Source organism: Armatimonas sp. (genome assembly GCF_043757465.1).
GTDB lineage: Bacteria > Armatimonadota > Armatimonadia > Armatimonadales > Armatimonadaceae > Armatimonas.
In genome coordinates this window covers 15396-41018 of sequence record NZ_JAYVPL010000155.1, presented here as the reverse complement: position 1 = coordinate 41018, position 25623 = coordinate 15396, and the positions used below count along the sequence as shown (strand labels likewise).

23 protein-coding genes are annotated in these 25623 nt (G+C 57.7%); 8 read left to right on the top strand and 15 right to left on the bottom strand.

Going from position 1 to position 25623, the window contains the following annotated elements:
• A partial coding sequence (locus ACH2ED_RS21380; protein ID WP_395094759.1) for a transposase occupies positions 1–450 on the bottom strand: 450 nt, incomplete at its 3' end.
• A gap of 248 nt (positions 451–698) precedes the next feature.
• Here ACH2ED_RS21380 and ACH2ED_RS21375 point away from each other — a divergent pair.
• Entirely contained in the window at positions 699–1313 is a 615-nt protein-coding gene (locus ACH2ED_RS21375) for a site-specific integrase (RefSeq protein ID WP_395094758.1), read from the top strand.
• Between the two features lie 405 nt (positions 1314–1718).
• Here ACH2ED_RS21375 and ACH2ED_RS21370 read toward each other — a convergent pair whose 3' ends face one another.
• The 5 genes from ACH2ED_RS21370 to ACH2ED_RS21350 all read right to left on the bottom strand — a co-directional run bounded on the left by ACH2ED_RS21370 (position 1719) and on the right by ACH2ED_RS21350 (position 10327).
• On the bottom strand, positions 1719–4028 hold the full coding sequence (locus tag ACH2ED_RS21370) for a sialate O-acetylesterase (RefSeq protein WP_395094757.1): 2310 nt from the start codon (positions 4026–4028) through the stop codon (positions 1719–1721).
• A complete protein-coding gene (locus tag ACH2ED_RS21365) occupies positions 4025–6118 on the bottom strand; it encodes a discoidin domain-containing protein (protein ID WP_395094756.1) in 2094 nt (697 codons plus the stop codon). The genes ACH2ED_RS21370 and ACH2ED_RS21365 overlap by 4 nt, the downstream gene beginning before the upstream one ends.
• 6 nt (positions 6119–6124) lie before the next feature.
• Positions 6125–6982, bottom strand: a complete 858-nt coding sequence (locus ACH2ED_RS21360; RefSeq protein WP_395094755.1) for a sugar phosphate isomerase/epimerase family protein — start codon at positions 6980–6982, stop codon at positions 6125–6127.
• 175 nt (positions 6983–7157) lie between these two features.
• On the bottom strand, positions 7158–9380 hold the full coding sequence (locus ACH2ED_RS21355; protein WP_395094754.1) for an alpha-L-rhamnosidase C-terminal domain-containing protein: 2223 nt from the start codon (positions 9378–9380) through the stop codon (positions 7158–7160).
• Positions 9381–9388: 8 nt separating this feature from the next.
• Complete coding sequence (locus tag ACH2ED_RS21350) at positions 9389–10327, bottom strand: family 43 glycosylhydrolase (RefSeq protein WP_395094753.1); 939 nt, start codon at positions 10325–10327, stop codon at positions 9389–9391.
• A gap of 44 nt (positions 10328–10371) precedes the next feature.
• Between ACH2ED_RS21350 and ACH2ED_RS21345 the strand changes: the two genes are divergently transcribed.
• From ACH2ED_RS21345 to ACH2ED_RS21330, 4 genes are read left to right on the top strand one after another with little or no spacing between them, the layout of a single operon-like run.
• Complete coding sequence (locus ACH2ED_RS21345) at positions 10372–11415, top strand: DUF3500 domain-containing protein (RefSeq protein WP_395094752.1); 1044 nt, start codon at positions 10372–10374, stop codon at positions 11413–11415.
• Complete coding sequence (locus tag ACH2ED_RS21340) at positions 11393–11983, top strand: hypothetical protein (RefSeq protein ID WP_395094751.1); 591 nt, start codon at positions 11393–11395, stop codon at positions 11981–11983. Before ACH2ED_RS21345 ends, ACH2ED_RS21340 begins: the two co-directional genes overlap by 23 nt.
• Positions 11984–12028: 45 nt before the next feature.
• Positions 12029–13171, top strand: coding sequence for a radical SAM family heme chaperone HemW (gene hemW, locus ACH2ED_RS21335; protein ID WP_395094750.1), 1143 nt, complete (start codon positions 12029–12031; stop codon positions 13169–13171).
• A 55-nt stretch (positions 13172–13226) separates the two neighbouring features.
• Positions 13227–13859, top strand: a complete 633-nt coding sequence (locus ACH2ED_RS21330; RefSeq protein WP_395094749.1) for a hypothetical protein — start codon at positions 13227–13229, stop codon at positions 13857–13859.
• A gap of 52 nt (positions 13860–13911) precedes the next feature.
• Here the strand turns inward: ACH2ED_RS21330 and ACH2ED_RS21325 are convergent, their stop codons facing one another.
• Together ACH2ED_RS21325 and ACH2ED_RS21320 are read right to left on the bottom strand one after the other, a co-directional pair.
• The gene (locus ACH2ED_RS21325) at positions 13912–15456 is read right to left on the bottom strand and encodes a trypsin-like peptidase domain-containing protein (RefSeq protein WP_395094748.1); all 1545 of its coding nucleotides are present in this window, start codon (positions 15454–15456) and stop codon (positions 13912–13914) included.
• Between the two features lie 94 nt (positions 15457–15550).
• Positions 15551–15946, bottom strand: coding sequence for a response regulator (locus ACH2ED_RS21320; RefSeq protein WP_309687827.1), 396 nt, complete (start codon positions 15944–15946; stop codon positions 15551–15553).
• Positions 15947–16172: 226 nt separating this feature from the next.
• On the opposite strand from ACH2ED_RS21320, the gene ACH2ED_RS21315 reads away from it, so the two are divergent.
• The 3 genes from ACH2ED_RS21315 to ACH2ED_RS21305 are packed head-to-tail and all read left to right on the top strand — an operon-like array spanning position 16173 to position 18173.
• The gene (locus tag ACH2ED_RS21315; protein WP_395094747.1) at positions 16173–16400 is read left to right on the top strand and encodes a hypothetical protein; all 228 of its coding nucleotides are present in this window, start codon (positions 16173–16175) and stop codon (positions 16398–16400) included.
• Between the two features lie 4 nt (positions 16401–16404).
• Positions 16405–17334 (top strand): SPFH domain-containing protein, encoded by a 930-nt coding sequence (locus ACH2ED_RS21310; protein ID WP_395094746.1) that lies wholly within the window; start codon positions 16405–16407, stop codon positions 17332–17334.
• The gene (locus ACH2ED_RS21305) at positions 17331–18173 is read left to right on the top strand and encodes an SPFH domain-containing protein (protein ID WP_395094745.1); all 843 of its coding nucleotides are present in this window, start codon (positions 17331–17333) and stop codon (positions 18171–18173) included. The genes ACH2ED_RS21310 and ACH2ED_RS21305 overlap by 4 nt, the downstream gene beginning before the upstream one ends.
• A 57-nt stretch (positions 18174–18230) precedes the next feature.
• Here the strand turns inward: ACH2ED_RS21305 and ACH2ED_RS21300 are convergent, their stop codons facing one another.
• The 7 genes from ACH2ED_RS21300 to ACH2ED_RS21270 form a co-directional block, all read right to left on the bottom strand.
• Positions 18231–18443: a hypothetical protein gene (locus ACH2ED_RS21300; RefSeq protein WP_395094744.1), complete on the bottom strand. Its 213-nt coding sequence runs from the start codon at positions 18441–18443 to the stop codon at positions 18231–18233.
• A 197-nt stretch (positions 18444–18640) separates the two neighbouring features.
• Complete coding sequence (locus tag ACH2ED_RS21295) at positions 18641–21922, bottom strand: NB-ARC domain-containing protein (RefSeq protein WP_395094743.1); 3282 nt, start codon at positions 21920–21922, stop codon at positions 18641–18643.
• Positions 21922–22596, bottom strand: coding sequence for a hypothetical protein (locus ACH2ED_RS21290; protein ID WP_395094742.1), 675 nt, complete (start codon positions 22594–22596; stop codon positions 21922–21924). Before ACH2ED_RS21290 ends, ACH2ED_RS21295 begins: the two co-directional genes overlap by 1 nt.
• Positions 22593–23369 carry a hypothetical protein gene (locus ACH2ED_RS21285; RefSeq protein ID WP_395094741.1) on the bottom strand — a complete coding sequence of 259 codons (777 nt, stop codon included), beginning with the start codon at positions 23367–23369 and terminating at the stop codon, positions 22593–22595. Before ACH2ED_RS21285 ends, ACH2ED_RS21290 begins: the two co-directional genes overlap by 4 nt.
• Before the next feature lie 20 nt (positions 23370–23389).
• On the bottom strand, positions 23390–24262 hold the full coding sequence (locus ACH2ED_RS21280) for a carbohydrate kinase family protein (protein ID WP_395094740.1): 873 nt from the start codon (positions 24260–24262) through the stop codon (positions 23390–23392).
• A complete protein-coding gene (locus ACH2ED_RS21275; RefSeq protein WP_395094739.1) occupies positions 24259–24786 on the bottom strand; it encodes a hypothetical protein in 528 nt (175 codons plus the stop codon). Before ACH2ED_RS21275 ends, ACH2ED_RS21280 begins: the two co-directional genes overlap by 4 nt.
• Complete coding sequence (locus ACH2ED_RS21270) at positions 24783–25622, bottom strand: class II glutamine amidotransferase (RefSeq protein ID WP_395094738.1); 840 nt, start codon at positions 25620–25622, stop codon at positions 24783–24785. Before ACH2ED_RS21270 ends, ACH2ED_RS21275 begins: the two co-directional genes overlap by 4 nt.
• Between the last annotated feature and the right edge of the window lies 1 nt (position 25623).

Here is a 25623-nt window from a genome sequence, read left to right as displayed (position 1 = left end):
TTTTTTTAGCCATTCTCTTCTTTCTAAGACAAATTGTTCATCCTTTTTAGGATTATTTTTTTGTGTCTTTTTCCAAGAAAACCCTGCTTCGTTCATTAGGCAATAGTATGATTGTTGTGACTGATAGACAGTATTGTATTTATCTTTAATATATTGTATTATTTCTTGAATTTTCCAGTTGTTCTTATTTTTTAAATGATTTATCACCTCTTCTTTTTCTTCTTTCGTTAATTTTGGTTTTGATCCTTTATATTGAAGATTTAGCGACTCTGCTCCTTTCTCTGTGTAAATTTTTATCCATTTAGAAACAAAAGCGGAAGATATTTGTAATGTTTTGCAAATGATTTTTCTGTCGATTTTGTTCTGGTGCATTTGTACGGCGATTGCTCTTTTGAGTTCTCGTGTTTGTGTGGTGTTTTGTATGAATTGTTCAATGTCTTGGGAAGCCATTCTGGGAAATTACCTCATGGAAAAAGATGAAGAGAGTATACCAGAGAATAGTATTTTTACAAATCAATTGGGAATACTATAGTATTTCTGCCGCAGCGGTGTTTGCTCCCTCGTGGAGCGTGTTATGCCGCAGATGGTCTTTTGGACTTTCATTATGAGACTTTTCACTTTTTATCAGAAATGCCCTTTCTCAACCGTTCTGTAGGCGAAGGTGAATCCTACCTTAGCTAGGAACAGAATAACACAAAATGACATCTATTTCAACTTTTCTCGACGAGTGTCGAGATGTGGCACGGCTACGCCACCTTGCTTACTCCACGGAGCAGAGCTATGTCGCCACAATCCGGCGCTTCATTTACTTTCATGAGCGACAACATCCAACAAAATTGGGAGTCGAGGAGATTCGAGCCTATCTGACACATCTTGCAGTTGAGGGCAATGTTGCCGCATCCACCCAAAACGCCGCACTGGCAGCACTCCTCTTTCTATACCGCAATGTTCTGAAGGTCGAACTCTCTCACATCCACGATGTGGAGCGTGCACGACGATCCAAGCGTCTGCCAACCGTCTTTACCCGTGAGGAAGTGACGGCGATTCGGGGAGAGATGGCGGAGCTGTACTACCGCGCATCGCCTGTGATCTCCGCGCCGATCCACTGCGGCAACCACGAGGCCCTCGTTGTTTCCCAGAAACGCATCTTCTCCACTAGCGGCCCCTCGCGCACGGTTCGGTGCTCGTCACCAGAAACTTGCGCTCGATCTCGGTGTTCGAACTCACAGAGCGAAAGTCCCGACCTTGTTACTTCCTTCGCGAAGCGGCAGATTTGGCACGGGGGGCAGGCTTCTTTTTCCGAAGTCCAATAGCGGAGTATATGCAAACATAATCATCGGCAACCTGTGGACCGCCTGTCGTTGCCCATATTGCACATCTCGATAGATCCGGTTGGATCGTGATCTCATAGCAAGTCAGCACTGGGGCCAGAGGGTTCTTCGGACTGTGAAACACAGCGGACACACGTGGCTGCTCCCTGAAACCGTTGGGCAGAGCAATATCCGCGGCGAAGGCATTCGATCTCTTTCCATCCGGGGTTTGGCCTCCCGATTGCTGGCACATCGGCTCAGTTCCGCAGCATAAGAGATCGTTGGGGAGCTTCATCTTGACCTGTGTACGCCACTTGGAAGGGGCACAGTGTGAGTGTGCCATTTTGTTTTTCTTACGAGATGCCATGATGGGATTGTAACAGAAAAGCCTCTGGTTTCCTTGGTAGCCTACTGCCGCTCCAGCCAGGGGGCGACTTTTTCTACCCAGCGGGCGGCGTGCTCGCGGAGGCCAGGGCCGCTGAAGTGGACACCCTTGCCGCCGGTGTCGCGCCACTCAGACTTGAGGGAGTCGCTATCGGGGCCTTGGAGGGCGAGGTGCTCTTTCCAGAGGGCGGCTTGGGCGGCGCGGATATCCGGGGAGGACTCGTCGCCGGGGACGTGGTAGCTCACTTGGGCTACAAACCAGGGCGCATCCCAGCCAATGGCGCGGCGGGAGTCTCGGATGAGCTTTGCAAGATAGTCGTGGTAGAGCGTTCCGGCCAGCGTGCGCGTGGTGTCTTTTTGGTTGGCATCGCTCTCCCCCTGGTGCCACAAAACAGCGCGAAAGCCGTGTGGCCCGAGGAGCTTCATGCGGCTCGTAAACATTTCAAATGCCTCGCCCTTGCACTCCCAGAGCCCGTCGGCGCGCTTTTGCACGCGGCTCTCAATGGTCGGGGGATTGGGAAACGTGCTGCCCTTGGGGAGCCACTCACGCACACTGCTCGCCCCGATTCCGCAGGCGATAAAGCCCACCGGGACTTTGAAGCGCTCGGCAATCGCATCGCCAAACGGAGGCAGAAAGCTCCCGCCACCGCCACTCGCGCCGGGCTGTGGGTCGTTTGCAAGCTGCCAGCGGGTGCCGTCAAACGTGACGACCTTGCCCGTCTTGGTGCGCTGCTTCTCCTCGCCGTGATTGGCCGAGTTGGACTGCCCTGCCACCACAAAGACCTCCCCCACCCCGACGTGCGCGACGCTTGCTTCGGCGAGCACGGCTCCAGCGCGTGTGGCTCGCACGTCCAAGCGGTACCAGCCACCGGCGGGCGCGTCGAGCGTTGCCGTAAATGCCATACCTTCAAACTTCGGCTTGAGCCTTTGCCACGGGCCGTCGCCCAGCCGCGCCTCAAGAGTTGTGCCTTTTCCAGAAAGTTCAGCCAGCATGCCCGTGATCGTCAGCTTGCCTTTTGTCCGCGACAAGCGCTGCGTCACTTGATACTCTAGCGGCGCGGTGAGAGCCATACCCGTTGTCTGCGCCAGAACAAAGTCCACCAGCTCCTGGCACAGGAAGAAGCCGGGCCACATGTTGTGCCCCTGGCCGGGAGGCACGATTAGCTGCATCGTTCCACCCAGCGCCTCGTAGCGGCGCTTGACCTCACCCGCGTTCTTCTCCAGCGGCACGACGGTATCGCTATCGCCCTGGATCGCAAAGAGCGGCACGCGGGCTTTGGCGAGCAGCGCAAGCCGATCTATCGGGTTATGCTCCTTGAGCCGTGCCGTCAGCTCCGCCTCGGTCATCCGGTAGGCACCGCTGGCCTTCGCGACTCCGGGGTAGCTAGCAATGTCACAGACCGGGTAGATTCCCGCAAATCCTGCCACTTTCTCCGGGTTCTCTGCCGCCCAGCTCAAAGTCATGAGCCCGCCCCGGCTCCGCCCCAGCAGAACCATCTTTGCAGCAAAGCCACGTTTCTGGGTGAGCTCGGTATAGAGTGCCGTGAACAGCGCGCGACCGTCTGGGCTTCCGTAGGACTCCCCAACATCAATTCCCGCGAGGGCGATCCCTGCCTTTAGGAAGCGCTCGAACATCCAGCGCTCCTCCGGCCCCGGTAGGCCCGGCAAGGTCGGTGCGTACCAGACCCAGGGCGTAGGGCGGCCCGTGGGCTTACCTTCGGGGAGAATCACAAACGCGGGTCGCCCCGCAACCATGAACGCCTCACCGGGCAGTGGGAGTGCTTTCTGGGGGACAAGCGCCGCCGCTGCTTTCCGCGCCGTGGCTTTTTCATCGTCGGTGAGGTCGTTGCCAGGATCGTTGCCGCCCATTAACCGATGAAGCGGGGACGCTCCGGGCTCGGGGTGCTTGAGGCCAAGAAGGTGCCCCAGCTCATGAGCGACCGTGCGGCTAAACGAGCCCTGCTGAAACGGGCCACTCTCCACCAGCACGAGCTTGCGCCCTGGCAGTGCGTGGCTCTGCGACGTGCCGCCGAGATACGGGACGACATAGACATTCACCACTTCCGGGTCTGAGTGCCCCTCGCTATCGCGGACGGCGTTTAGCACATAGGACATCACCTCAGTGCGGCCCTCGCGACGGGTCGTGGCGAGGCTCACGCCGCTTAGTTTCCACGCGATCTGCGCCGCCGACCAGATGTGATTGACCTCGGGAAGAACCGTTTTTGCGAGCTGCTCCGGCGTGAGCCAGGGTATCATCGCGACCTCGCGCTTGGCCATCAGCAGATCGGCGACAAGGTGAAAGTGGACAGGAATCTGTAGTAGTGATTGTTTCATAGCAGATCGATCTCGTAGATAGACCAGTGGTAGATAGGGCTGATGCCGGTCTGCGTGATTCGGACGTAGCGGGCAGTCTGTGTGGGGAACGTAATCGTGGTGATTCCGAGATCGCCCTTGCCGGTGGCAACCGGAGTGCTCCAGTGATTGCCGTCCTGGGAGACGGTGACGGCATACCCGACAGGCGAGTCCCAGAGCGCCCAGGTGTTGTCTAAAACGAGCTTGGAGAAGCGCTCGGTGCGCTGGAGGTCGAGCTGAAACCACTGACCGGGGTACTGCGTTTTTGTCATGTCCCGCCAGCCCGTCCAGTGGTCGCCGTCAATCGCGCTAGCTGCCGGAACCGCAATAGGGATTTTGTCGCCGCTGAAGAGAAACGAGCTATCGGGCACGGACGCCGACGCGACCCAGTGTTTTTTTTCGAGGGGCTTTGCCTTCGCGGCAGGCTTCGGCGCAGGCTTGGACGAGGCAAGCGGCAAGCTCCCAATGCCACGAAACTTCCAGGCCCCCGGGGGAACAGAGAACGTCACATAGTCCGCGTCCTCGGCAAGAAACGCCACTCCTGCGGGGACACCCCGCATGGTCCCGTTTTCCCAGAGTGTCTTACTGCCGAGCTTGATCGCCTTCAGCGCCGAGAACGCCGCTTTGGGAATCCCGACCACCGCAGTGGTGTCTGCCGGAACCGTCACACTGAGTGCGTACTCGGACTTGGTTTTCTTCAGCGCGACTGTGACATTGCCCTTCACCGTGGGCACGACCAAGTTGATCTCGGTGAGAAACGCCTCCTTGGGCAAGACCTGAAAAACCGTCCAGCCCGGCTCGATGGGCGCAACTCCCGTGATGCTCTGCGAGAGAATCAGTGCGGGCGGGTTCCAGCCATGATTCAGCGACGATGCATCGTCGAAGGCGTCTATGCGCGATGCCCACCAGCGGTCGTAGTGCTCCCAGAGGGTGGTGAAGCTGCACGGGATCATGGTCTTGTAGCGCTCGACCATCCGTAAGAGTGCGTACTCTTGCTTGCCCATCAGGCACAGCGCCTCAAAGACCCACCTATCGAAAAAACAGCTCGCGTAGGTCTTCTTGGTAAGGACATTTTCGTAGATCGCGTCCCACTTTCCGCGCTCCGCCAGCCCCACATTGACCGCCATCGCATTGGCACGGTCATCGGGAGCGTTTACTTGCTCCGACTGGTAGTAGCTCCCCTTCCAGAACTTGCTATTAAAAGTCGCCTGGATCGCCGCGCGCTTCTGGTCAATCTCGGGCACATCGGCGTCGTGCCCCGTGGCGAGCGCGATCTTCTTGAGTGTCCCGAGGCAGTTGTAGTAAAAACAGGTCTCCGTCACCGCGATGTCCTTGACCTCTTTGCCCCAGTCAAACCAGGTGCGCTTACCAAACTGATAGGTCTCAAACAGAAAGACTTTGGTCGGCTCGTAGATCTTTCGCAGCGACTCTAGATCACCGGTGTGGAGATAGTAGAACCACAGGCCGTAGTCTCCCAGGAACTCTAAGTGCTGGCCCGGGTAGAACTTGGGCTCCAGCTTGCGCAGCACCAGCTCTTTGGCCAGCGCGTGGGCCTTGGTGTCAAAAACATAGAAGCACTGGTTCAGCTCCGGGGTGCCATCCCCCCAGAAGCCCACGCGCTCACGATCCGGACAGTCGTAGAAGTGGTCCCGCATGCAGATATAGGCCGTGCGCGCCGCTTTTGTCCAGAGTGTGTTGTAGTCGCTGTCGTTACAGACAAACGAGCCCGCGAAGCTCGTATCGTAGCCCGTCTCACGGTACTGTACGGCGCGAACCGTCATGCCTGCAGGAATCGTGTAGACCGCCCCCTCGCCGCTCACCCAGTGTTTCGCCTCGTAGCGCTGCACACCGGGCTTGGCCTCGCACGTCTCCGTGGGTGTGAGATAGAGCACGAGTGGGTTGCTGGAGTTAAACAGAATCTGGCCCCCACTTGCGCTCTCCACCTCGATCCAGGGCTGAAAGTGGCAGTTATACGGGATCGTACAGACCAGCTTCCAGGGCTTATCTTCCCCGTGCGGCAGGTCTTTCGAGGTGCGTAAATAGGGCCTCAGCCCAAAGTCTTTAATTGCCATTTGTGTTCAAGCCGTCTCTTTGATTGCCTGACGTAGCGCCGCCAGTAGTTTTGTTACTTCCACGAAGGGATCGTAGTCCGTGCGGCCCATCGCCAGTGTCTCGATCGGCAAGTAGCCACGATACCCCGACTTGCGGATCAGAGCCAGCAACTTTTCCATGTCAATCCGTGGCGAGTCGAGCTTGCTCTGCATTGTCTCTTTAATCTGCCAGTTTACGGCGTACGGGGCCATGAGAGCGATATCCGCGTACGGATCGGCGCTCAGGTACTTGCCCGTGTCCACAAGCGCCGCGCACCACTCGTGGTTCACGCGCTTGAGCAGGCTGAGGTGCTGCTCCCCCGTGGCGATGAAGTCCCCGTGGTTTTGTACAGCCACAATCACCCCGAACTTCTCCCCGTGCTCTGCACACTCCCGCAGCGCCTCCGCCATCCAGGCTTCGACGGTTTCACGGCTCGCACTGCCCGACGCTTCCTGCCAGCTCTTGAAAGGGGCCTGTGAGTCCGCGAAAGCCCGGATCACGGGTGCCCCCAGCTTTGCGGCGACCTCGATCCAGTCCATGATACACCCTACTCCCTCAGCGCGGACGGACGTATTATCCGTAGTAAAGTCATTGCGCACGCCTGTGCCACTAATATCCAGACCGAGCCGCTGTGCGTGGCGCTTGAGCCGGAAGATATAAGCATCCTCGGGCACTTTGGGATAGCGAGCAAAGAAGTAGCCGGTCAAATCCACGGCATCAATATCCTGCTGGGCGCAGAAATCGCAGACCGCGAAGAGATCAATCCCCACGCTCGCCTCCTTTGCGTTTGCCAGGAGAAGCTCTTGGAAGGATTGACAACCCCCCACGGATAAATCCGGGGGCACTCTCGGACGCTCTCCCGGTAGCCAGCGGGACAGGAATGGTGTTCATGAGTAACAGTCTAGACGATACCGTGTTTTATTTCAACACGGGCCGTCCACTGAAAGTGGGTGTCTACGGGCCTTCGGCCCTAATGTCGCTCCGCGACGCCTCGTCACAACAAACGTTTCAACGGGTCGGTTAGAGCACGTGCCGTCCTGCTCCTACTTGCTTCGTCGTCTCGCTTCCGGGGAGCTTTATCTCCGCATGGCAGCCCTTGGGAACCGTCAGTTCTAGCGTGAGCCGCTCGCCCTGCTTGCGCCAGCTCACTTTGATGTCCCCGTGGGGCGTGGGAACGATACCTTTGGCCCAGGTGAGGCCACTGGGCTGCGGCGCGACGGTGAACGTCTCAAAACCGGGTGTGGCGGGGCGCACCCCAAGAATCTGTACTATCATTTGATAGAGCGGTGTCCCGCCCCAGCTATGGCTCAGGTCACCACGATCCCACATCTCGAGAAGCGACTGCGTGTCCTCCACAATCCTCCAGCGCTTCAGTTGTTCGGGCGCGTGTTTCTCAAAGAGCCCCGTGTGGGCCAGTGCCGCGAAGACAAAGTGCATGAAATACGGCTGGCAAGAAAAGTTTGATGCGGTGATGGCTTTCTCGACAATCGCCGACTGCCGCTCTTTAGGGGCAAGATCATAGAGCGCGGCGAGGAACTGCAGGTGCGCCGTAAATGTCTCGATCTCTTTGTCGGCGGGGAGCCACTGCCCGGGCTTAACCGAGGTCTGGAAGGGCTTGCCGTCATGATACAGACCCTTCTCCGGTACCCAGAGCTCGCGCTCGAAGGCGACGTAGAGATCCCGGCGGATGCGGAAGTACTCGCGCATCCGCCCGGAGTCGTTGGTAAGCCGAGCCACACGCATCCCATCGGCAAGCGCACGGTAGAAGAACGCGGTCATGTAGCCCTGCCCGATCACGGCGGGGGGATGGTGACCGGGAAAGCCAGCGATATCCACCCAGTCTAGGAACATGTAGTTGGGCGCTTCGGAGATCAGGCCGTTCTTGCCAATATAGCTGGTGAACGTATCCAGAAGCGAGTGGATTTGGGGCGCGAGCTCCCGCACCAGCGAGTCATCACCGGTGTGATCCCAGTAGTCCAGCACCATCTGGAGCCAGAGAAGCGCATAGCTCGTGTGAAAGTTCTGGTTCTTGCACTGCGTGAGAATCCAGGCGTACTTGCGTGAGTCTTGGATCGTCAAGGCGGGCTGGAAAAACGCAGCGTAGTTTACGAGCGAGGCGATTAAGTAATCTCCGGGATCACTGATGGGCTCCTGATGGTGCGGCGAGTCTAGGTGATGGGTCTGGAGGCAGATCTGCGTTGCCCAGCGGCACACCGACCAGAGCCGGGTTAGGCTTGGATCACTGCACGAGAAGCTCCCCCGATAGGCCACAGGCTGAGAGACAAAGCTTGCCCGAATATCCATGATCTCCAGTGGCTCGGTGACGTTCTTCGCGGTGAGGTTAACTACGGAGAAACTGTCCATAAATGGCAGCTCGAAGGTCTGGATGCCTCCAGCGAGCGTCGCCGTTGCCATGCGATTATGCCCAGGGGCGTTGGGCTCATTGGGCTCGATGGTGAGAGTTGCTCCCTTGCCGCCTTTGACCACAAAGCTCAGGTACGCCGGTAGCACCCGATCCCAGCGGATACGTGCCGTACCGTCCACCGTCCAACGGGGAAGTGACTGGGGTAGGTGCGGGTACACGACCTCCATGCGGGCGGGAATCTCGCTGGGGACAAAGGGCTGCCACTTATCGGGCATGACACGGGCCATCTCCCAGGCCGACACATCAAACCCTGCTAGCCGCCAGCCATCGGGTTCGGCGGCGGCTTCGTAGTGCCAGTGACCCTTCTTGACCCAGTGCTTGCACTGTGTGACACGCCAGCTTGCATCGGTGGCCGTCACTCCCGGCGCATCAAGGAAGAAGCCACCGTGCCCCCGCGAGCCTTCCCAGCCGATAAGATTCGCGAAGAAGACTTCGGCGGAGAGAGTGTTTATGCCGGGCTTGAGATAGGGCGCGAGATCTACCGTGTCGTAGAAGAACTTGCCGGTTGGGACTCGGTGATAGTCCATCCCGATGTCTGCGGGGCCACGCGCCACCAAGACCCCGTTGATCCAGAGGCGGTAGGCATTGTCGGCACTGATAGAGGCGAGGGCAGTCTTTGGTACACGCGCCAGAGCCAGCTCTTTCCGCACCAGCACAACGGGAGCCTGGGCAGCGAGCCAGATCCAGGCACCGCGCTCGGGCTTGCCTGTCGGCTTGGTGTCTTCGCCTTTGTAGCCTTTTGCTTCGACGCCCTCAGTAACAACTCGGGGCAAAACGCCCTTACGGGCAATCGGGCCGCGTGGATCAGGAGATTGCATGTTGCTCCTTATTCCGCCAGTGCAGGGAGGTTTTCCTTTGTCCAGCGAAGGCGTTTCTGCGAGAGAAACCAGGTCTTGCCCTTGTCGTTGTTGCCCTGGAAGAACAAAACTGTCTTGCCGCGCTCGTCGTAGATCCCCGGATGGCCGGACTCGGAGGCGTTCCACTCGCCTGGCGTGCCGTTGGCCAGAAGCGGCTGGTCGCTCAGGCGGGTCCAGTGGACGCCATCGGTGCTACTCGCCACCCCGATCTGCTGCGGTGCGTTGTTGTAGGCTCCCGCGTAGAAGAGAAACAGTGTCTTCCCCCGCTGACAGAGTGTCGCCGCCTCAATACAGTCGCGCTCCCACGGTAGCTCAGGGGTGAGCATCGGGCCGTCCACGCTCAGATTTTTCCAAGCGTCTTTGTCAAAGTTGGACTTCAAGTCTGCGACAGCCACCCCGAGCATCTGGATCTTAAATGCCGGGTCGCGAGTGGCGTAGTAGAGATAGAGCTTGTCGCCAAGCGGGAAGACCTCGGCATCTATCGCACGCCCACAGTTCCAGGCCCCATCGGGCCGAAAGATAGGATTGGTTGGGTCATGCTCGAAGTGCAGTCCATCGGAAGAGACCGCGTGACAGATCGCATCTTTTGGCCCCATGCCGTAGGTCTGGTAGAAGAGATGAACTTTACCCTTGAGCACCCGTGCCCCCGGTGCACAGATCCCTGCCTCCTCAACCGTTCCTGGCTTGCCCAAGAGCTCGCCCACCTTGGTCCAGTGGATTGAGTCCGTGCTCGCGGCGATCCCAATCCCCCAGCCCTTGGGCGAGTCGGGCAAAGCCAGCTTCGGGTCAAACGGCGGGATTGAGTAGTACATCCAGTACGACTTCTGAAACTTAATCACCGTCGGGTCTTTGGCAAAGGGTCGCCCCAGCCGCGACGAGTCGCCATAGTACATCTTTGGGGTATTCATGACTTCATTATTTCTTTATGATCTCGCGGTATCCTCTCTTCACGATGAAAAAATCTGTTTTTATTGTTGCTGCCGCACTAGCTTTGGGGCTCTGTGGGCTTAGCGTCTATGCCCGCTCGGTTCAGGCACCTAAGGCTCTGGTTGCGGATGCGACGACCAAGAAAGTCGTGGCCGCTGCCGAGGCACTTCGGGCCACACTGAGTCCCGAACAGCGTAAAGCGATGAGTTTTGAGTTCACGGATGCACAGCAGCGTGTTCGTTGGTCGAACTTACCGACAGGGATTTTTAAGCGCGTGGGCCTACGTATGGGCGATCTCAACGAGACACAGCAGAACGCCGTGCACGTGCTCCTTCAGAGCATTCTTAGCAAGCAAGGCTTTCAGAAAGTCACGGATATCGTCAATGGCGATGAGTATCTGCGCCAGAACGACCCGATGAGTGGACGGCTGAACTTTGGCAAGGCCGAGTTCTATCTCGCGTTTCTCGGCAAACCATCGGTGACAAGCCCCTGGATAGTCCAGTTTGGCGGGCATCACCTCGCCATCAACGCCACGGTGGTTGGTCAAGACATTACCCTCGCGCCTAGCCTGCCCGCCGCGCAACCCGCGAAGTACACGCTGGGCGGCAAGACAATCCAACCGCTGGGCCGAGAGATGACAAAAGGCTTTTCGCTCATTCAGGCGCTCACCCCCGAGCAGCAAAAAACGGCGATCCGTGCCCCGTACTTTATTGACCTGGTGCTTGGTCCCGGCCAAGACGGTAAGACGATCGCTCCAGAGGGCATTGCGGGCTCCACGCTCACGGAGCCCCAGAAAAAGCTCCTGCTAGACTTGATGGGGGAGTGGATCGGCAACCTGAACGACGACGATGCGGCTCCGAAGCTGGCGGCGGCTAAAGCGAATCTCGACAAGACCTATTTCGCTTGGGGCGGCCCCACAAGTGCGGGAAGCGCCGCCTACTACCGGGTCACGGCGCCGACGATGGTGATTGAGTACGCTCCCCAGCGGATGGGCGGTGATGGCACAGGTCACACACACTGCATCTACCGCGAGCCCACTAATGACTATGGCGCAGCGCTTACGAAGTAGCGCACTGGCGCTTCTCATTCTCCCCATGGCTTCCCCTGTTCGGGCCCATCCGCGCGATGAGCTTGGGCAGGCAAGCTATGTCGGAATCACGCGCAAGGCGATCACGGTCGAGCTGAGCCTCGCGCCCGGCGACCAGCTTGCTCCCAGCTTTGCAGCGCTTGAAGAAAAACCTGACTTTGCGCAGCGTGTGCTTGGGAATCTCACCCTCTCGCTCGATGGAAAGCGGCTGGCCCTGCGCCTGGTACGTGAGCCACTCCGAACCCCAGAGCAGAGCACCAAGCTCTTTATGGAAGCGCCGCTAGTCTCGCTCTCTGCGGGGGCGCACACGCTGCACTACGAGAACCGCTACGCGCCGTTTAAGAGCGGCTACCTCGCCACGACGCTCGCTGGCACCGATGGCATCACTATCGGCACACAGACCCACGGTGCCTTTCAGCAGACCCTTACCGTAGCGTTTCAGGCTCCTGCGACGGGGTACCCCCTCTTCGTCTGGATCGTTGCCAGCCTTCTAGCACTCGCGGCAAGCTACGGTGCCTGGGGGCGCAAAAAAAGCCAAAATCTGAGATGAGCCCTAAACGAGCCTAGGGGCAACATGGTACAACAAGTCTCACCCATGTCTCAATCCGCCACCGCAATCTATGTCCATATTCCGTTTTGCTCGCGTAAGTGCGGCTACTGCGACTTCAATACCTACTCGGGCTACAAAGATGGCACAAAGGCGCGCTATGTTGAGGCGCTGTGCCGCGAGATTGAAGCCGCAGGAGATGGCAGCCAGATCCAGACGATTTTTTTCGGGGGTGGCACCCCGACCAATCTTGCGGCCAGTGAGCTTACCCGGATTCTGACAACTCTCAGGAGCCACTTTCTGATTGCTGCCGATGCCGAGATCTCGCTGGAAGCCAACCCTTCCGACGCAGACCGGGGTTATCTTGAGGCACTTCGCCAAGCGGGATTTACTCGCATCTCGTTTGGTGTCCAGACCTTCAACGATAGACTTCTCAAGCTCATTGACCGTGAGCACAGCGGCGAGGCGGCAAGGCGTGCCATTGAGCAAGCACGAGCGGCAGGCTTTGATAACGTCTCGCTAGACTTGATGTTTGGCCTGCCTCGGCAGACAGTCGGCGACTTCGAGCGCACACTCGACACCGCACTAGCGCTGGAGATTCCCCATCTTTCGATCTACGGCCTGATTGTTGAGGAAGGTACGCCGTTTTTTGCGAGGCGCGAGCGCGGCAAGCTTCCTCTTCCTCCCGAGAGTGCCGAGGCGACGATGTTTGGCAAGGCGCTCGAAAAGACAAGAGAAGCCGGGCTCACCCGCTACGAGATTAGCAATTACGCCCGCTCGGGCTATGCCTGCCGCCACAACCGTGTCTACTGGCGCAACGAGCCCTACTTCGGACTGGGTGCGGGCGCGACGGGCTATCTCAACGGCGCTCGGCGGGTGAATATTCGGAGGCCCTCCGAGTATATTGAAGCGGCGCTGGTGGGAAAAGAGCTGGCAATCACGCAAGAAACGGAGATACTCACGCAAGAAGAAACCATGGGCGAGACCATGATGCTAGGCCTGCGCCTCGCAGAGGGGATCGCGCTGGACGACTTTGCCGAGCGCTTCGGCGTGCGTGCCGAGGCGCACTGGGCGCAGACAATCGCCACACTAACCACGCAGGGCTTGCTGGAGCGCACACCCACCCACTTGCGCCTCACTGACCCTAAGGGGTTATTTCTCGCCAGCGAGGCGATGGCGAAGTTTATTTGAAGGCAATCAAGCCGTGCAGAGTCCTACTAAGTAACCAACTTACAAGGAGATTCCTATGAAATTCCGTACAATTGCAACTATCGCTCTCTCACTTGTCTTGACAGCAGCACCACGCTCGGTGCTCGCTCAAGACGTTGCGGCCACACCGGTAACCATTACCGCACAAGACGCCCCCGTTCGGAGCACGCTGGAAGCCTTTTTCAAGCAGGCTGGGATCAAAAACTACATCCTTGAAAATGGGGTCGCCGGGTTTGTGACCCTCAACTTGGTGGATCAGCCGATGGAATCCGCGCTTAAACTGGTGCTACGCGCAAACTCTATTCCCTTAACCTACTCCAAAGAGAACGGGGTCTGGATTGTTAAACCCCGGCGCGTCTCAACCGAGGCCGTTCTGGCCCCGATTGAGCTTGCCACGCAGGAGCAACCCGCGTCACCACACTTTGAGCGCATCTCGCTGACCTACCTAGACCCCGCAGATCTCTCGCAGATTCTTGGGGGGATCACCATGATCCATCAGTTCACGCGTTTTACGGGTGGCCAGGGATTTTCAGCGGGGCAAGGTTTTTCATCAGGAAACGGCTTGCTAGGGCGCGGAAACGGGCAACCGAACTCAGGCAATCGGCAGCCAGGAACAGGCGGAGGCGTTCTGTTCCAGGGAGCGGGTAACGGCCAGAGCGGCGGTGGCTAAAACGACTCGCTAAGTGAAAAAAGAGAGCGCCCTGGAAAGAGCGCTCTTTTTGTTAGGGGACAGAGATATTAATGGCCGCTCGGCTCGGCTTCCCTGTCCGACTGGGCAGAAGCACCTTGAGCATTACAAGCCCCCCCGAACGAACCGTACTGGCGGCTTTTTTCGCCTCCTCCAGTGTGGTCACGAGCTTTCCATTGACACTCTGCAAAACCATGCCCCGAGTCAGCCCGGCCTCATCTGTCGGTGTCCCTTGCTTCACTCCAGTGACCAGTAAGCCTTTCACACTCTCCTCAAGCTTCAGCTCTGTCCGAGCCTCCGCATCAAGCGGCTCCAGAGTCGCTTCCAGTACCTCTGGAGTTTTCTTGGTTACAGTAGGACGTGTCGCCGGTGCGGGGCGAAGCTCCTTCAGCTCCTCCAGAGTGGCATTCAGAGTGAGTGGTTTGCCTTCCCGACGAACCTGGATCGCCACCTGGCTCCCCGGCTTGGTGGTCGCAATCGCATTACGTAGGCCTACTTCATCTCGCACATCAGTGGTGCCGAAGCGGGTGATCACATCCCCTGCCTCCACTCCCGCCGTGTCCGCAGGCCCCCCACCGCTCACTTGGGAAACATAGGCGCCCTGAGAGACCTTCAGCTCCTGCCGCCACTCCGGCTCGATATTGGCAGGATTGAGCCCGAGAAAACCGCGGGTTACTTTCCCCTTTGCAATAAGCTGATCCGAAACAAGACGGGCAGTGTTGGCGGGAATCGCAAACCCGATCCCGACACTGCCGCCCGAGGGAGTGTCTATACCCACATTGATACCGATGAGCTCGCCTTTGATATTGAGCAGCGGCCCCCCGGAGTTGCCCGGGTTGATCGCGGCATCGGTCTGGAGAAGCTCAGGATAGTAGCGGCCATCGAGCGGTCCTCCAATCGTGGACTTGCGCTGGAGTGCGGAGACAATCCCGGTGGTGACTGTGTTGTCCTGGCCAAAGGGCGAGCCAATCGCAATGGCCCACTGCCCCACTTTGATGCGCGTTGAGTCCGCGAACTTGATGGCGGGCAGGGGACGCCCCGCGTCTATCTTGATAACAGCAAGGTCAGAGCGGTCGTCGCGCAGGACACGCCCGGTAAAAGTTTCTCCCGTGGAGAGCTTCACTTTCACCTTCCCATCACGTGCTTTCTCTATCACATGGTCGTTGGTCAGGATATAGCCCTCGCTGCGAATGATCACCCCAGAGCCGCCCACGGGTCGCAGGAGCATCTCGGGTTCCTCTGAGGGATTCGGATTCTCTGCGGGTTTCTCCCCGCCATCGGGCTTCGGGGCGGGCTGGAGACGGCGGCGGCGTTGCGGCGCGTTGCCCCCCTGCGGCGGCCCTAAAAACTGCTCAAACGGCGACTCGGCGCGTGGCACTTCGGCAACTGCACTGATCGAGACAGCCGACGGCCCCATTGTCTCAGCAAGCTGTGTGAAAGCCACTTCGAGAGATTGTGCTGTATCACGGCCTTCCTGAACACGAACCGCAGGATCGCGCGCGATCAGACGAGCAGAAAACGGCAAAGTGCAGGTAATCAGCCCCGCAGTTAGGGCAAACGAAACATATTTTCTGGACATTGAACAACCTCCATAGAGAGGACGAGCCAGGGGCTCCTAGCCGCGAAAAATAGAAAAAGCCCCCGCGGCAACGCGCGGGGGCCTGAGAGGCACTTTAAATCTTGTAGCGTCCGTCTCCCTCAGTCGAGGTCTGAAGAATACGTTTCACAAACGAGATCAGCTCCATCGGATTGAAAGGTTTCGTGAGGTACATGTCCGCGCCACCAGAGTACCCACGGAGGACATCCTTATCCTGAGTCTTAGCGGTCAGCATGATCACCGGCAGCTCCGCGAGCGCCGCATCACGACGAATCGAGGCAAGAAGCTCGAAACCATCCATCTCCGGCATCATCACATCGGAGACAACCAGATCGGGGCGGTTCGCTCGAATCTTCTCCAGAGCCTGAACGCCGTTGTTAGCGGTCTCAACGGTATAGCCCATACGCTCCAGGTTCACTTGAATCAATCGGACGATATTGGGCTCATCGTCCACGGCTAAAATACGTGCCATTCTCTTTTTTTACCCTTTCCTGCGGAAAACCCTGTACCAGCATTTTATCCCATTGCCCGGGGTCACGTCAATGGGGATTATCGGCAGGGTGCACCTTTTCCTTTCACTCTGTGCAATCTGCTCACTTTTGCGCTTAAATCAGTGCATAAGTGCAACCCAACACTGTGTCACGGGTCGCATGAGAGGAGTAGAAAAAACAATGGGACCTGTGTGGGGAACCTATTTGATGATTTTTCTGGGCGTGCTTGGTGCGTTGGGGCTCCTGGCCTGGACACTTCGCACACAGCTCAGACGTACAGGGCGCTATCTAATCGCTTGGATAGAGCGAGACAAGCGCGCCGAGGAAGAGGCCCGCACGCAGCGCCAGCAGCGCCAGGAGGCTGAGCAGGAAGTCCAACACTTTCTGCATGAGGATGAGACGCAGGAGCAACAACAGCCCCTGCAGAGGCAATAAAGCCATGAAATTTAAAACATTTGCACTGGGCTGCGGGGGCACTCTTGCCGCCGGGCTCGCGATCTGGGGATTTATTGAGTCCCGATCTGCGTGGATAGATGCGGGGTATGTGGGCATTCTCTATGATGCCAGCTCCGGCGTCCAGCCCAAGCCCCTCAAGCCGGGGCGCGTTTTTGTCGGCTGGCGGCAACGACTCTATACATTTCCCACCAAGCTGATGAGCGCCAAGTATGTTCAGGACGTTGACGAAGGAGAACAGAAGACTGCCGACGGTATCCTTATCACTACGAGCGACAACGCCAACACGACCTTTGATGTTTGTGTGATCTACCGCATCAATGAGGAAAATGCAATTCGTGTCTTCAATAACTTTGGACCCATTGATGTGGAGACAATCCAAGCAAACCACCTGCGCCGCGCCATCAAAGATGTGGTCAATGAGATCGGCCCCAAGTACGATGTCTTTGAGCTGATGGGGCCCAAACGGCAGGAGTTCTGCCGACTTGCCACGGAGTCGCTCAAGAAGCGTATGGAGACCAACGGCATCTCCATAGACTCCCTGATGCTCATGACCGCCGCCCCCGCCCCAGAGACCATGGAGAAGATCACGCGCCGGGTGAACCAGTACACCGAGTACGATATCGCCGTCCTCCGCAGGCAGATCGCGGAGGTGGCGCGGCAAACCAATGTCATCACTGCCCAAGCCAGGATGACTGCCACGAGGCTCACCAGTGCCACCGCCAAAGACAAAGGGCTTGAGCAGCTCCAGCTCCAGGCCGATGAGGAAGCGATTGAAAAATGGGACGGTCACCTCTCCGAAATTCGGACAGGCGGTGGCCAGACCATGGTGCTTGATGGCAGTACGCTCGCCGCGCTCAGCAAACGGCGCTCAGCAGCACCCGCACCCCAGGAAAAAGGACAAAAGGGACAATGAAACGCCACACCAACCGAAACCTACTCTGCCTCGCCCTGCCCCTTCTAGCAGGCTGCGCGCGTGAGATCCCGCCCGCCCAAGTGGGAGTTAAGTTTTCCTCATCCAGCGGCATGGAGGAGAAGCTTCTCAAGCCTCAGGTGGTCTGGGTACTGCCCCGCCAGCGCCTGGTGCTCTACCCCACCAATATCCGCAATGCTACCTACACCCGCGGTGGCCACGGCGGAGCGGAGCGCGCTGGCAACGACGCAATCCAGTGCTCAACCAATGAGGGCGCCATTTTGCCGCTCGATGTGACAATCAGCTACCACGTGGACCCTGCCAATGTGATGACAGTCTACAAAAACTTTGGCACCAACGACATCCAGCAGATCCAGACCGAGTTTATTCGCCCCGCCACCAACTGGGCGGTGAACAGTGTCAGTGGGCAGAAAAGTGTCTTTGAGCTCACCAGCAAGGAGCGCGCACAGTTCGGTCAACGCGTAAAAACGCTTCTCACTCCCAAGCTTGCCGCGTGGGGGCTGACAGTGGACGATGTGTTCACCGGCGAAGTATATCCTCCCGAAGAAGTCAAACAAAAAGTCAATGAGCGTATCTCCGTACGCACGGAACTAGACACTGCTCAAGTCACCCTCAAGCGTGCTACAGTTGAGGCGGAAACCATCCAAACAAAGGCAAAAGAGCAAGCCGAAGTCAACCGTCTTCTGGGAGAAGCGGGTGATAAAGCCGTCGCCCTGAAGAAGATCGAGCTACGGCGCAAAGCTATTGTCAAGTGGGACGGCGTCGCCCCCCTCACGGGGGATGGCCGCATCCCCTTCACCGATCTGACCCTAGGCCGATAACAAAAAAAGCACGAGGGGATAGATTCCCCTCATGCTTCAACGTTTCGAAAAGTGCGTCTAGCCCTTCTTCAGAAGAGGTAGACCCGTCGCATCACTCTCAACGACTAAATAACCAGCGGGCACCGCATCCAGCGCCTTGGTAATATCGTCACTTGCCTTTATTTCTTTGGCAAAAAAGTACATGGTACGCGTGCCATTTGTTGTGGGGGTAACACGCGCGTGCAGAAAATAAGCAACCCCATTCTTCTTCGATACATGACTATAGGCCACGATAGTTCTCCGTTCCTAAAAGATTGTGCTCCTCCGTGGCTACGACGTGTCGTCGACGACCAAGACTACGTCTCCCCTCAGATGAGCCTACAAGATTCGACAGAGTTTACCCTAAAGTTCCTGAGTAGGCAAGCAAACTTTATTCCGGCACGCCCACTATCAATATATAATTCAAAAATGGCAAAACCACTTTTCAGTCATGCTAACATAATAGCAGCATTCTTGATAATTTTATCCAGTCCAGGCAAGTCACGAACATCAATTGACACACTACCAGACAATAAATATACAGCATATAAATCATCAAAACCAGGCACCCAATACCTTAAGTATCTAGTAACCTCCTCAAGCAAATTAGTCAGGCCAGTGGCCCTATACAAATCTATAATTATAAAAAATACCTTCACATCAACTACACCTTCCCTATATTTATATCTATAATAATTATCACAGTAAGCTATAAAATTATTAATATCATCCATATCCAAAAACATCACATTCAATATACCCATGATTTCCGTAAATTTCAACACGTCATCAATATGATAATATAATGACCCTAAAGTAGTCATAGACACACATAAATCTCGAGTACACTGTATTTCATTACCCATATATAACGCTTTTTCCAAATCATTTTCAGCATCAGTAAATTTTCGTTGCCGGATCTTCACCTGTGCTTGGTTATTCAAATTTCTAACACAACGTACTGAATTATTTTCTTTTGTATATATCCCACTAGCTTCCTCATATAATAACAAAGCTTGATCATAATCACCAAGACGAACTAAAACAATACCTTTAAAACTAATTGCTTCAGCATATAAAAAATAATCATGTATATATTTAGCAACAATGACAACTAATTCAAGATATTTTATAGATTCTTCATTTGATTCTCTCTCCCGTAACACAAATGCTTTCATCAAGAGTAATCTTCCAGTTAACAGAGTATATTCTTCTTGATGATTGACTAATGCAAGATCGCACCATTCGCCGAGTTCTTTCAAATATCTTCGACGACGAAGGAAATAATCTAAGTCTAGTAAGTATTCGGCGAATCTTTGAGGAGGTTGAACTTGCATTAGTTCAATGGAGAAACGAATAATGTCGAAGTCCGCTTCTAAAATTTTAAAGTTCTCAAGTTCTTTTGCGGTATCTAGGTGCTGAGCAGAGCTCCTCGCAATAGAAGAGCAGTAGGCCAGTAAGCCTTCCTCGGAGGCTCTCAGTTCTGGGGAATTTTGTTTTAAGGACTCCTGAGCAAATAATCGTACAATGCTTAGCATCCGCCACCGCCCGCCTGCTTCCCGTCGGAGAAGTGATTTTTCTTCGAGGGCCGCTAGCCACTCTAAAATCTCAGGCTCTTCGCAAACCGTGCGAGCCGCCTCGTGGGTGAAGCTTCCGGGAAGGATGGACAGACGCAGGAAAAATCTTTGCTCAGACGTGTCTAGGAGGCTAAAGGACCACTCCAGTGCGGCGCGTAGAGTGCGCTGGCGCTCGGGGACGTCCCGTGCACGGGTTACCAGCAGGCTCAGGGCATTGTCCAGACGAGCTTCGATCTCCTCCAGAGAAAACAAGCGCCGCCGGGCTGCGGCGAGCTCCACGGCGAGTGGCATTCCCTCCAGCCGCTGACAGATCCGGCGAATGCAGCCCAGATCTGCCTCGGTCAGAGCGAGGTCATGCTCTACCTGAAGGGCACGCTCAATAAAGAGCCGTTCCGCCTCCGCCAGCACCAGTGGTGCAACCTCGAAGCGCCACTCTCCGGTGAGTGAGAGCAGTGCCTGAGAGGTCACCAGGCAGACAAGTCCGGGGGCTTGGCGGAGGAGCTGGGCAACACGGGGAGCGGCTACTAGTACCGTCTCAAAGTTATCCAGCACGAGCAGCATCCGTCGCTCTGCCAGGGTCTCGACAAAACGCACGCGGCTATCGCGAATCTCTAGGCCAAGTGCCTCGGCAATGGCTGCATCGAGCTGCTCTTCGTTGTGAACATCGGTCAGGGACACAAACCAGACCCCGTCGGCAAATCGGTCTGCCAGCTCCGCAGCCACTTGAAGCGCCAGCCGTGTCTTGCCAATTCCGCCGGGTCCCGTCAGAGTTACCAGCCGCCGCCCCGATTCCAGAAACGCCCGGATAGAGACAAGCTCCGCCGCGCGCCCCAGCAAAGGATTGGGTTCCAGAGGCAGGTTGTGGTTGCGTACGCGGAGTGTCCGGGGTGGCAATTCACAGAGCGGCACTTCCGGGGCATCAAGCCGACATAGATTGAGAGCCATCGAGAGATCGCGTAAACGATGGATTCCCAGAGCTGCCGTGACAAGAGTGACCTCGGTGGCAAGCTCTTGGGGCAGAAGAATCTGGCCCGCGTGTGCGGCCTGCATGAGTCGAAATGCCATCCCCGGAGCGGCACCAAAATAGCCGTCGCGCACCCGCTCCGCACTGCCCTGGTAGAGGCCAATCCGTGCCAGCAGCGGCGCACAACCTTCCGGCCAGGGGCACCGAGCCAGTGCCTGCTGAACCGCTACGCCTGCGGCGCATGCCGCCTCAGGGGTCGCAAAGACAGCACGAATCCCCTCCTCAACGGCTGCTTGCCGACGGTAGAGAAAGCCTCCCTGGCGCTCCAGTGCGGCGCAAACGGTGCGTTCAAATGCGGCGATATCGTCACGTGCCCCGAGTAGGTCGCTCAGTTCCACGTCGGCGACCAGGAATGTGGGGAGCGAAACCAAAGGCGGCACGGCGCTCGGCACGGAATATCGAAAGCCCTCGCCACCTTCCAGTGCCTGTGCCGCCGCCTCTGCCAGGGTTCCGACCTCGCTGTGGCTGAGAAGAATAATCCCCTCGGCTTGGAGCGCCGAGCGCTTTGCCTCCGTCCAGTGGACCGCACAGAGTGCTCCTTCAGTCAGCGCTCCTGTCGCGCCGAGATGGGGGCGCAGGGGCAGGCCCGTGAGTGCAGAGAGTGTCGCCAGAAAGAGCGGCAGGCCTAGGGAATCTCCTGCGGCGGACAGCCCCTCTTCCACGCCGTAGAGCAGGTGCACCGGGCGAGGCGGCGGCATTCCCACGCGCTCGATGAGTGCGAGGGCCTCGCGCAGTGCGGCGGCAGCGCTCCGAGCCACACTCGGACTCATGGGGGCGACGGGCTCGGGGAGTGGCCAGCCTAGCTCAGTAGGGGTGGAGAGGGCCGCAACCGCAACACGGCAAGTGCGTGCCTTCTGCTGTGCGGGTAGATACAGTGCCCCCCAGATTGTCCCCAGCCCACCGGCATTCACAGGCAGGCTCGCACTTGCAGCCTGTAAGGCGTGGAGCTGGCTATCCAGGCTGAGAAACGCCCCCTCAAGAGGCAAGAGAGGGTCTGCGACGTAGGGAATGAGCTGTGGGTCGTCCAGTGCCTGTAGCGCGAGCCAGAGCCCCCCCAGACGCGCCTCAGTGGGCATACTCTCCACCGCCTTCAGGAGAGCATTGAGCCGGGCAAGTGCTCTGTGTGCCATTAGGCCGTGACCAGCGCCACGCCGAGCAGGCTCACCCCTCCCTGCACCGCAGGAGCGAGGATCTCCAAGGCCCCACGCCCTTGTGCATTCACCGGAACAATCAAGATCTGTAGTTCCAGGTTGCCCTCCTCTTGCAAAGCGAGCGCAACACCGGTCACTTCTTCCGAGAGGAACTCCGGGGAAGCACTGGCATCCACATAAAAACGGAGGCGCGTGGGACTATCGGGGAGCTGGTGCACCTCAAGGCGCACCTTTTGCGCTTCCACAACCTCACGCTGGACACTAAGCGGCGCGACCGATGCTGCCAGTGCAGGCGCGAGTGCGGAAAGCCCAAAGCGATGTTTTTCCAGAGTCAGCACTCGGCGCACTGTCCCTGTAAACGTCTCCAGCCAGCCAGGCAGAGACGCAGAGTCAGAGCCAGCTCTCTGCCGCTCGGCATACTCGCGTCCCACACGCCGTGCGGCAATCGCAAGATTTTCCTGGAGCTGTGTCTGTAAAGCGGCAGAGAGCCTAGGCAGCGGCTCCGTCTCGGCAGCCACGGCTTTAAGGAGTGCCAGCCGCTGCCGCACCCCCACATCGTGGAGCGCAGCGGCAAGCACCCGGCGCTCGGTCAGTGTATCGGCGTTTCCCTCGACCACAGCGACAATCTCTGTATTGGTTATTTTAGTTCTCACGATGCTAACTCTCCTAGCTCATGCCGTAGCACATAGAGCGCTTTTCGTTCCGCCAGAGCGGTGCCGCAGAGCGTATTGACAACAGCAAACAGCTCCGTATCTCCCGCCTCTGGCTGGGCTGCCACTTGCTCCACTCTTCCCCAGTCCTCCGGAGCGATGCCCAGCAGAGAGACATAGCGCTCAAAGAGCCCCGCCGTCTCCCCATCCGCGAGCACCTCGCGTCGGTAGAACTCCGCCAGTGTAAAGAGCACATAGCTCTGGTACTGGCGTGCCCGCCGCTTGGGCTTGCCCACACAGGCCGCACGAAACGCATCGTCGCCCGCGAAAAGTGCCCCGATCAGCTTTTGTCGTGCCCCCGCCTCCAGCCAGAGAAGCCCCTCCCCCAGCTCGGAAGCACCGCTCATCTGTTCCGCCTTCCCATCGTCAAAATCTTGTTCGTCCCGTCCTTCCGCCCGGTCCAGGGTATCGAGGAAGCGCTGCTTGATCATTCGTAGCAAGAGCCGCAGCAGATGCTCTTGGGTACGAACTGCCTCACCCCCAGGCTCGGTCAGATAGGTCAGTGCCCGAATCCAGGCATCCTGCACCAGATCCTCTCCCTCCACGCCCAAGGGCCGCCATGCCGAGCGGATCAAGCGCCGTGCCTGATTCACAAGCGGCTCTCCAAGGGCACGAATTAACGGCGCGGCGGCATGGTCAATCGCTGCGCCTTCCCCGGATCGTAGCGCCTTGCGGAGCCGTGTGATTTCTTCATCTATCTGTAGAACGGTTGACATAGGCCCAATCTTACAAAATCTCAAAAAATAATTACGGGATTTTTGGCCATGAGGTCATGAATTTCCTCTAAAGGCACTTGAGAGGCTCCTCCCAGGCGGCGGCAGTGGCAGGCGGCAGTGGCACTGGCAAAGTAAAGTGTTCGCTCCAGTGGCCAGTTCTGAAGCCTGCTATAGCAGAGTCCGGCACGAAACGCATCGCCTGCTCCTGTCGTGTCACAGACATCGGTGAGAGGATAGGCACGGTAGCGCGTGATGCGTCCCTGGGTCTGGACGATGCCCCCCTCAGCACCTAGAGTCAGCAGGGCGGTACGAGCAGGGAGCGCGGCGACGATCTCCTCAGGCTCTCCCGTGGGGCCACCAAAGCGCCGGAGCGACTCCAAGCTACACTGAAGCACCTCAGCGACTGCGACGACATCAGGCTGGTGTGCAAAGTCCATTGCTATAAGTGGGCATCCGGCTTGCGCCGCCGCGAGTGCTGTCTGGGTGGCCTGTAGACCTAAGTTCGGATCCACGGCGACAATCGGGCGAATCGGGCGGCTGGTAAAGAGCGCCTCAGGAACGGGGGGAGCAATCGCCTGCGCGAAACCACGCCCGGACATCGTCCGCTCCCCGTTGGGTGAGACAACAATATCACAAACAGGCGTGACGGCATCCGGGTCATCGGGGATAAAGGCCCGTGAGAGCCCCGTCGCTTCGATGAGATCCCGCAGGCGTACGCCCTCGGGATCCCGACCAATGGCGGTTCCCACAAGCGCCACAGAGACGCCCCAGCCCGCCAGCAGGCAGGCCGTGTTGAGCGCTTCCCCACCCGGCAGCTCTCTACCCGAGGGGGAGAAACGATCCAGTGCAACCGTACCATAGACAACGATATCAACTCGATCGGGGGCGTTCACAGCTCCAGTTTAGCGAAACGATCTTCCGTGGGGTTGTTCTCACGGCGGATTTTCTCGTAGGCCTGGTTGACTCGGTCGAGAATACGCCGTGCCTGTGCCTGCTCATTGGAGTTTTCCGGGAAGCGCTGGGGATCGCTGCGACGGATAAGATCGTCGTAGGCGGCCTGTACTTCTCCCAGACTCGCTCCCAGAGGCAGCCCGAGGACACGGTAGTCAGCAGCGAGAGGGTTTGTATCCGAAACAGCCACAACAGGAGCAGCTGTAGGTGGAGCGAGCTCTTGACGCGCTTCCATTCCCCGCCGCGCCGCTGCGATTTTCTCCTCGGCACGCCGCATCAAGCTGTCCACATCCGAGAGCTCACTGGCTGGAGGAGGAGGAACCGATTTGCCCGGACGCTCTCTCCCCGCGCTCGCATCGAGCTCATCCAGAGCCGTCTCCCGCTCAGAAAGCTCAGCGTCAATCTTGTCTTTGATCACGCCGACATAGGCCCGCCCCAGTCGTCCGATCCTATCTGGAATGCTCATACCACTATCTCTTTCTGAACGGCACTATCGTGTGCACTATAGAATACCAGCTCCCCTGGGGTAAGCGCTTCCCAGCCCGCCTCCGTGTCGGTTGGCTCCGACGCTAACACCCAGCCGCCTTCTTGCAGTGGCCGTGCTGACAACGTGTAGTAGTCAGCATTTTTCGAGCACTGCCGCAGGGCATAAAGCCCCTCAGGGGCGGCGATCAGCAAGTTAATCGCCGTGTAGTTCTGGGTAGCATCACCGTCGTGGGCCGCCTGAGTCAGTAGCTGGCGGAGCGCCTCGGCGAGCTTCTTTGGCCTCTGCTCGCCTCCGATGTGACCGACCTGGGCAGCGATCCAGCCCGCCAGCGCCACGGTATCGGAGTCGGAGTGCGCCTCGCGACGACCCGCGGCCTTCCCCTCTTCCTGTACCCAGCTCAAGAGTGCTCCCTTAAGAGTGCCATTGTGAATAACAAGAAGACTATCACCGCTCTCCCCTTCAAGCGGATCCACCCGAACAGGATGGGCATTATCGCTGGTGACGGCACCGCACGATGCCTTCCGGAGATGCCCTAAAAAAACAGACGCGGTTTTGGAAGCCGTCTCCGAGGCGAAGACAAAGTAGGCCGAGCCGCTGGCGGAGCCCACTTGTCGCAGCAGAGAGACCTGCCCTGCGCGATCTAGCCAGCCCAGTCCCCAGGAGTCCTCATGACCTGGTGGGTTTCCTGGAGGCACTTTTCCGGTCTCGGCCTGATGGCGCAGAGCGTGAGGGGCTCCCACGCAGTGATACCACGACGGAAGGCCCGCCGGAGGAAGCTCCAGTGGGCCTGTCACCATTCCTAAGAGACGACACACG